Origin of the sequence: Rhizobium sp. YJ-22 (assembly GCF_029601685.1) — a bacterium.
In the GTDB taxonomy this organism is placed as follows: Bacteria; Pseudomonadota; Alphaproteobacteria; order Rhizobiales; family Rhizobiaceae; genus Metarhizobium.
This window is the reverse complement of record NZ_JARRIR010000020.1, coordinates 36,441-44,357: the sequence shown is the minus strand read 5'-3', so window position 1 is coordinate 44,357 and position 7,917 is coordinate 36,441. Positions and strand designations below refer to the sequence as shown.

Annotated in this window: 8 protein-coding genes, 1 tRNA gene and 1 pseudogene; 8 read left to right on the top strand and 2 right to left on the bottom strand. The window is 60.1% G+C overall.

Features of this window, described 5'->3' with window-relative positions; genetic code table 11:
• Both P7F60_RS27745 and P7F60_RS27740 read left to right on the top strand, forming a co-directional pair.
• Positions 1 to 77: transfer RNA gene (locus P7F60_RS27745), tRNA-Met, on the top strand.
• A gap of 7 nt (positions 78 to 84) precedes the next feature.
• Positions 85 to 462 carry a hypothetical protein gene (locus P7F60_RS27740; protein WP_277920839.1) on the top strand — a complete coding sequence of 126 codons (378 nt, stop codon included), beginning with the start codon at positions 85 to 87 and terminating at the stop codon, positions 460 to 462.
• A 140-nt stretch (positions 463 to 602) separates the two neighbouring features.
• Here the strand turns inward: P7F60_RS27740 and leuA are convergent, their stop codons facing one another.
• A complete protein-coding gene (leuA, locus tag P7F60_RS27735) occupies positions 603 to 2,273 on the bottom strand; it encodes a 2-isopropylmalate synthase (RefSeq protein ID WP_277920837.1) in 1,671 nt (556 codons plus the stop codon).
• Positions 2,274 to 2,584: 311 nt separating this feature from the next.
• Here leuA and P7F60_RS27730 point away from each other — a divergent pair, with 311 nt between their 5' ends.
• Complete coding sequence (locus P7F60_RS27730; RefSeq protein WP_277920836.1) at positions 2,585 to 3,328, top strand: helix-turn-helix transcriptional regulator; 744 nt, start codon at positions 2,585 to 2,587, stop codon at positions 3,326 to 3,328.
• Between the two features lie 89 nt (positions 3,329 to 3,417).
• On the opposite strand, the pseudogene P7F60_RS27725 reads toward P7F60_RS27730, so the two are convergent.
• Positions 3,418 to 3,543 (bottom strand): annotated as a pseudogene (locus P7F60_RS27725) (DUF3363 domain-containing protein); the annotation flags it as partial.
• A gap of 470 nt (positions 3,544 to 4,013) precedes the next feature.
• On the opposite strand from P7F60_RS27725, the gene P7F60_RS27720 reads away from it, so the two are divergent.
• From P7F60_RS27720 to P7F60_RS27700, 5 genes are all read left to right on the top strand, one after another.
• Positions 4,014 to 4,223, top strand: a complete 210-nt coding sequence (locus tag P7F60_RS27720; protein WP_277920835.1) for a cold-shock protein — start codon at positions 4,014 to 4,016, stop codon at positions 4,221 to 4,223.
• A gap of 135 nt (positions 4,224 to 4,358) precedes the next feature.
• Entirely contained in the window at positions 4,359 to 4,583 is a 225-nt protein-coding gene (locus P7F60_RS27715) for a hypothetical protein (protein WP_277920834.1), read from the top strand.
• Between the two features lie 31 nt (positions 4,584 to 4,614).
• The gene (locus tag P7F60_RS27710; protein ID WP_277920833.1) at positions 4,615 to 4,995 is read left to right on the top strand and encodes a DUF6481 family protein; all 381 of its coding nucleotides are present in this window, start codon (positions 4,615 to 4,617) and stop codon (positions 4,993 to 4,995) included.
• A 160-nt stretch (positions 4,996 to 5,155) separates the two neighbouring features.
• The gene (locus P7F60_RS27705) at positions 5,156 to 5,431 is read left to right on the top strand and encodes a hypothetical protein (protein WP_277920832.1); all 276 of its coding nucleotides are present in this window, start codon (positions 5,156 to 5,158) and stop codon (positions 5,429 to 5,431) included.
• A gap of 324 nt (positions 5,432 to 5,755) precedes the next feature.
• A complete protein-coding gene (locus P7F60_RS27700) occupies positions 5,756 to 7,849 on the top strand; it encodes an ATP-dependent helicase (protein ID WP_277920831.1) in 2,094 nt (697 codons plus the stop codon).
• Positions 7,850 to 7,917: the final 68 nt, after the last annotated feature.

Below are 7,917 nucleotides of genomic sequence, written 5' to 3'. Positions count from 1 at the left end.
CGCGGGGTGGAGCAGCCCGGTAGCTCGTCAGGCTCATAACCTGAAGGCCGCAGGTTCAAATCCTGCCCCCGCAACCAGCTTTACTTGCAACCCCGCAGCCTTGCCCGCTGCGGGGTTTTGCTTTTGTGTGGTAATCGTCAGAATGCCAGCGAGATCACCCTGGACGTCGATCTGCATCTTCCCATTCACCGGCGTCAGCACGATCTTGTCCACCAGCGAGCGCAGGATGTCCGCTGCCTCTATCCGCGTCTCTTCCTCTTCATCCTGCAAGGCTTCGTAGAGCTGGTGGACCCGTTTGCGGTATTGCAGCGCCATCGAGGGATGCAGAAGGGGAGGCGGTCCGCCATCATCACCGTCGTCGTGCAGACCCCACGAGACGCCGAAAAGCTCCGGGCCAATCCGCTCGGGATCTATGCCACTGTCATGCAAATTCAAACATGTGCGTGTCCTTGGCTGCCGTAGCTGACGATTTGCTATTTCTTCGATTTGATCAGGTTGAGATCCGCGTGGCGGTCACACTACACACGCCTGTTTGTTTCCTTTTCTGAAAGTTGAGAGCTTGAGGTGCGGCCAGACTGCGAAAGTCTGGCCGCATCACGACATCAGCCGTTGCTGGCTGCACTGAGAACCGCCTTCACGGAAGCCGTTGCGATATCGTCATCGATACCGACGCCGAACACCTTGCGACCGTCACGGGTCCGGCACTCGAGATAAGCGACAGCCCGAGAATCCGTGCCGCGTTTCAGGGCGTGCTCGTGATAGTCGAGCACCTCCAGCGCGACGCCGCAGCTTTCTTCGAGCGCGGATATGGCACTGGAGATCAGCCCGTTTCCACGGCCGGTTATCGCAATTTCACGGCCTTTGTGGCGAATGCGTCCGGCAAAGATGCGTTGGTTCCCGGTTTTACGCGAGCCTCCACCCTGATAGCTGCCCAGCTTGAACTCTTGTGGGCCGGTCAAATGGTAGGCCTGTTCGAAGATCGACCAGATCATCGCGGCCGTGATTTCCTTGCCGCTGCTGTCGGCGAATTCCTGGACACGGCGGCTGAGGTCGACCTGGAGTGACCGCGGCAGTTTCAAGCCCTTGTCCTGTTCGATCACCCAGGCGACGCCGCCCTTGCCGGACTGGCTGTTCACGCGGATTACCGCCTCATATGTCTCTCCGATGTCTGCCGGATCGACAGGCAAATAAGGCATCTCCCAGAGGCCGTCATTGCGCTGTCCATGGGCGGCGAAACCCTTGCGGATCGCGTCCTGATGCGAGCCGGAGAAGGCGGTATGCACCAGGTCGCCGGCATAGGGATGGCGCGGATGGACCGGCAACCCGTTGCAATACTCCACGGTCCTGACCACCTCTCGGATGGCCGGAAAGTAGAGTTTCGGATCGATCCCCTGCGTGTAGAAATTCAGCGCCAGTGTCACCAGGTCGACATTGCCGGTACGCTCGCCATTGCCGAACAGGCAGCCTTCGACGCGATCCGCGCCGGCGAGCAAGGCCTGCTCAGTTGCGGCCACGGCGGTTCCCCGGTCGTTGTGGGGATGAATGCTGATGACCACGGCATCGCGACGGGAGATATTGCGGCAGAACCATTCGATCTGGTCGGCGTAGACATTGGGCGTCGCCACCTCGACCGTCGCCGGCAGGTTCAGGATCGCCGGGCGCTCCGGCGTCGGCTGCCACACATCGAGCACGCGTTCGCAAATTTCCAGCGCGAAGTCTGGCTCTGTGAAGCAGAAGGTTTCCGGCGAGTATTCGAAGGTCCAGTCGGTCCCTGGCCGCTTCAGGCTTTCCTCCAGCATCGCTGTGACGCCGATGACGGCCAACTCGATGATCTCATGGCGTTCCATACCGAAGACGACGCGGCGAAACAGCGGAGCCGTTGCGTTGTAGAGATGGACGATCGCTTGCCGCGCACCTTCGAGAGACTCGAAGGTGCGGGTAATCAGGTCCTTCCGGGATTGAGTGAGCACCTGAACCGTCACGTCATCGGGAATTCGACCGCCGTCGATCAGCGCACGCACGAAGTCGAACTCGGTTTGGGAGGCCGATGGAAATGCGATTTCGATTTCCTTGAATCCAATCGCGAGCAGCATGTCGTAGAAGCGCAGCTTGCGCTCGACATCCATCGGATCGGCGAGCGCCTGATTCCCGTCGCGCAGGTCAGTCGACAGCCAGCGGGGCGCTTTCGTCAGCCGGTTGGACGGCCAGCGGCGATCCGCCAGTTCGATAGGAGATACGAAAGGACGATATTTTATTTCGGGATTGGTCAACATGATGAAGCCTGTTGCGATGTGCGAAAGGTTGAGCACGGCCGACTACGGTCGCCAGGAAGCCGTCAGGCCCGACGACCGCCGGTAAGTCGCAGCGCAAGGAAAATCACCGGGCAGCGAAGCGGCTGGGTCACAAACGCGCCGGCAGCGACCAAGCGAAGCGCCGCGGAATGCGGCGCTTCGATGCGGTCAAAGGGGCGATTGCGAACGGGCACCTGACAAAACTTCCTGCTGTTGGACGGCCTACCTTAGCCGCCAGCAATTTGATAATCTAACGCCATACGATCAGAAATCGTCGTGAAAGGATCAATTTCTTGAAGAACGGTGTCCGTCTCACGGAAGAAATCGCGGTCATCGCACACGACGGACATCGATATTCCAGTCCGAAGCATAGCCATCAAGAAGCCCAGCTGCTCTACGCGGTGAGCGGAGTCGTCTCGATCAAAACGGACGTCGGAAGCTGGGTTGTGCCGCCAAGCCGGGCTGTCTGGCTGCCTCCCAGGCTGGAGCACGAGACGACGAGCCGCGCGGGTGTTCAGTTCCGTTCACTATTGATCGAGACGGGCGGACTCCAGGGGCTTCCCGAAGAGTGCATGGTGGTGGAGATCACGCCTCTTCTTCGGGAACTCATCTTGAAGCTTGCAGACCTCGCCATAACGCCGGGAAGTCGCGAAAGAACAGATGCAGTCGTCCAGCTGCTTCTGATGGAGTTATCGTTTCAGCCAGCCCAGTCTCTCAATCTGCCGATGCCGAGGCGACCCGATCTGGTCCGATTATGCGCGAAGATGCGTGAGGATCTGACGGAGGCGACCTCCGTCGAAGCCGCCGCCGCCATGCTGCACATAAGTCGCGCGACCTTCATGCGGCTCTTCAAACGGGAAACAGGCATGAGCTTCGGTCACTGGCGACAGCAGGCGAGAATGCTCGACGCTCTTGAGTTGTTGGCCGATGGCCGAAGCATTCTCGATGTTGCCTTGGAATGCGGCTATAGTAGCCCGAGCGCCTTTTCCGCGATGTTTCGTCGGACCCTAGGTCGACCGCCAAGCGCCTATTTCTGAAAAATGCGACATTCGGGTTTGGGCGTTCTCTATCCCGGAAGCGGTTATCGCAAGGGAGTCGACCCTGAGCGCATGAGACGGACTCGGGCTTACGCCACCCACAATCGCAACTCCCGGTGTTTGCCCAACTGCCACGACACGGAACCACCCTGAACGATGCCGCTGATGTACTTGCTTAGCTGACGGTCGATGACCGGCCGCCATGGGATAGAGGTGAGGCAGACCGATGCTTTCTTCCGCCGTATATGTCACGGCAAGATTGAAACCGCTTTCCGGCCACTTTCAAATCAATCTCGCGCTGTCCTCCTCCGGTTCATGCCCGGCGTCATTCGGCAAGAGACTGCTGGTTTCCACTCGGGGCCGGAGGCTATTTCTACCTTTGGACAACCATAGTTCCATAGCCAAACCGGAATGCCGAGCCACTCGGCCCGGTCTCTACAGTTCAAGCTGCGAAAATAATCAACGAAATTACAATCAGACTCCGAGAATATCTGACGTCAAAAACTAAAAATTGACATACCTGTGGAAATTACCTATACATTAATTTGACGATATTTGCTTGCTTAGCTTTGGTTATCGCGCGTCTGGCACCGTGCCCTGAACGAACCTTTTCTTTCAAAAATCGCTATCGCATCTGTTGCGCCGCGGGCGCAGCGGTTCTCTTATTGCTATGAAAGGGTTCATCATGACCACTGGCACAGTTAAATGGTTCAATTCCGCCAAGGGCTTCGGCTTCATTCAGCCCGACAACGGCGGCGCCGATGCGTTCGTCCATATCTCCGCCGTCGAACGCGCTGGAATGCGCGACCTTGTTGAAGGCCAGAAGATTGGCTACGAACTGGAGCGCGACAATAAGTCGGGCAAGATGTCGGCCTGCAACCTGCAGTCCGCTTGAAGCATCCCGGTATCCGCTCTCCGTTGACCACGGATGTACTGGCACTGTCGAGAGCATGATACCAGCAAGGTCAGGCAGATCGCTTGGCCTTTTTTATTGCCGCGTCATCTTGCGGCGTCCAATCCGGAAAAGACCATGTCCCAGACACACAGCAAAGCTCGCCAGAAGGCGGAGATCGCCTTCGCCAATGCTCAGTCGCAATTCTTCGCCCGCAATAGCGCTGTCGAGGAACTCGATTCCCTCATTCTGGCCCGCGAGGAAAAGACCAGGCGGCTTCGCGAAGCCCGCCTTGCGAAGGAAATGAACGACCGCGAGGCGGCAACCGCCTCTCTTCTTGCCAGACGGGCCAAGTCCGTCTGACCTGCCGCAACACTTTCTCCAGGATAATGATTTGAAGAACGCCAGAAACAACGACTTTTCCGATCGCCGTACCGCGGCCGCCGAAGCGAAGTCCGCTCTCCTGAATGCCTATCGCGCGGCAAGGGCCGCTGACGAACCCGCCAGACTGGCGAGGCAGGCAGAGCGGGCGAGTATCGCGGCCGCGAGAGAAGAGCGGCGCCTAGAGCGCGAGCGGATAAAGCGCGACGAGGCTGAACGCCGGGTAGCCGAGGCCGACGAGCGGAAGGCGGCCGCAGAAGCCGCAGCCCGTGCCGAAACCGAGGCGCGCGAGGCGACGGAACGAGATCGCATCGCGCGGGTGCTCGAAGACGAGGCCGCCCGCAAGGCTGAGCGCGACCGGCGCTATGCCAACCGCAAGGCCAGGCGCGCCTGAATTCCAGGTTTCGGGCATCTGAATGGACCTGTCAGTTCATGTGATCCTGCCGCACAGGGTCCGCCGGTCGCGTTCGGCAGCTTTTCGGCGGGGTCGCAATCCGCAACCGCCATCGTAGCGTAAGTCGCCGCCAGGATCCGTCACATCGAAAGAAAATCCCATGCCAGAAAATTCCGGCGAGCTCCAGGCAATCAACACAGCTTGGCAGATCGCGATCCAGGAAATCCTGCGGATGGTTATCCGCGACATGTACCTTGCGGCCGGAGAGGAGGCCTTCCTGGCAAATCTCAAGCGTATCGAACAGGCCGCGGTCGATAGCATTTATACGGACTTGCGGCTGCGTGGAACAAGTGAATGGACGGAAGTGCTTGTCAAGGACAATGCGAGCAATTTCGTCACGTCGCTGCTGACTTCGTTCACATATGATCGCGCCTGATGAAGACTGAGATGTCAGATCCTCTCTGGCGTATGTAGTGGTCCGAACGAATGGCTGGTTTCCGATAGCGACGAAACCTCCCCAAACGGCAACAATAAGGGTCGAAAGCAGTCGCTCTCTGGTCGTGAAACTCGTATGGATTGCTCGCATATTATCGCCGGGGGCGGCCCGGAGGATCTGATATAATCTGCGTGATTTCTGCGGCTGCCTGCGGCGAACTGGCTTACGCCGGCCAGCAAACCATAGCCGGCACGCAAGACGTCACCGCCAGAAAGTGGAATGTCGGAGTTGCGAACGAACCGGAAACAGAGTTCATTCCGGATCATGAACCTGGCCCTCCATGATTCGCCGCAACTGGCGACCCTTGCCGACGACTATCTGGCCTCGCTGAATGCCGAGCAGCGGGCGGCCGTCGAGCATGGTGACGGCGGCATTGCTGCACCATTGCTTGTGATCGCGGGCGCCGGCTCGGGAAAAACCAACACGCTGGCGCATCGCGTCGCGCATCTGATCGTTCGCGGCGCGGACCCCCGCCGCATTCTGCTGATGACCTTCTCACGGCGCGCGGCAACGGAAATGAAGAGCCGGGTCGAACGGATCGCGGCACGCGTGATGGGCGACAAGGCCGCGACGCTGACGGAGGGATTGACCTGGGCGGGCACGTTCCACGCTGTCGGCGCGCGGCTGCTGCGTGACTACGCGCTTGAAATCGGTCTCGATCCGGCCTTCACGATCCATGACCGCGAGGATTCCGCCGACCTGATGAACCTCGTCCGGCATGACCTCGGCCTGTCGAAGACCGAAAGCCGCTTTCCGGCAAAGCGCACTTGCCTGGCGATCTATTCGCGCGCGGTCAACGCGCAGGCCGAGCTGGAACCGGTTCTCGCAAAAAGCTTTCCATGGTGCGCCGGTTGGGCGGAGGAGCTCAAGCAGCTTTTTGCGGCCTATGTCGACACCAAGCAGGCGCAAAACGTCCTCGATTACGACGACCTCCTGCTATGGTGGGCGCATATGTGTGCCGAACCCGCCATTGCCGAACATCTCGCCGCCCGTTTCGACCACATCCTCGTCGACGAATATCAGGACACCAATCGCCTGCAGGCGTCGATCCTCCTGGCGCTCAAGCCGGATGGATGCGGCCTCACGGTGGTTGGCGACGACGCGCAGTCGATCTATTCCTTCCGCGCCGCCGAGGTCCGCAACATACTCGACTTTCCGGGGCATTTTCCGATCCCCGCCCAGGTCGTCACGCTCGATCGCAATTATCGCTCGACCGACGCGATCCTCGACGCGGCGAATGCGGTGATCGGTCAGGCGCCGGAGCGCTTCACCAAGAACCTCTGGACCGATCGGCGCTCGGCCGAAAAGCCGAAGATCGTCACCGTGCGCGACGAAGTCGAGCAGGCAAACTTCGTGTGCGAGAGCGTGTTGGAGGCGAGGGAGGAGGGTGTCGCGCTCAAACAGCAATCCGTCCTTTTCCGCGCCTCGCATCATTCCGCGCCGCTCGAGATCGAGCTGACCCGCCGCAACATTCCCTTCGTCAAATTCGGCGGATTGAAGTTCCTCGACTCCGCCCATGTGAAAGACATCCTTGCTGTCTTGCGCTTCGCCGAAAATCCGAAGGACCGGGTGGCCGCTTTCCGTGTGATGCAGATCGTTCCCGGCATCGGCCCATCGGCTGCGGCGTCTGCGATGGAGGCGATGGCGCGTTCGCTCGATCCGGCGCTCGGCCTGCAATTCTTCCGCGCGCCGGCTCGCGCGCAGGTGGATTGGCCGGGCTTTGTCGACCTTTTCGCGGCTCTCCGGTCGCGCGGGGCCTGGCCCGCCGATCTGGAGCAGGTCCGGCTATGGTATGAGCCGCATCTTGAGCGCATCCACGAGGATGCGCCGACCAGACGTGCGGACCTCCTGCAACTGGAGCAGATTGCATCTGGATATGCGTCGCGCGAGCGCTTCCTTACCGACCTGACGCTCGACCCGCCGGACGCGACCAGCGACGAGGCCGGTCCTCCGCATCTCGACGAAGATTACCTCATCCTCTCGACCATTCATTCGGCGAAAGGTCAGGAGTGGACCAAGGTCTTCGTGGTCAATGGCGTCGACGGCTGCATTCCGATCGATCTGGCCGTGGGCGAGCGCGACGAACTCGAAGAAGAACGTCGCCTGCTTTACGTGGCGATGACGCGTGCGAAGGATGGATTGTACCTGATCACGCCGCAGCGCTTCTTCGTGCATGGGCAGGCATCGCGCGGCGACAGGCACGTCTATGCGTCCCGCACGCGGTTCATCCCCGATGATATCCTCGACCGTTTCACGCCGACATCCTGGCCGCCGCCATCCGCGACCACGCGCGATCGCGCGCCGCAACCTGGTATCCGCGTCGACCTCAAGGCAAAGATGCGCGGCATGTGGCGGTAGCGCGTGACGACGCCGGCACGTTGAACGCCGATGAAATCGTCAGCACCGGTACGCCGTCCGGTATCCGT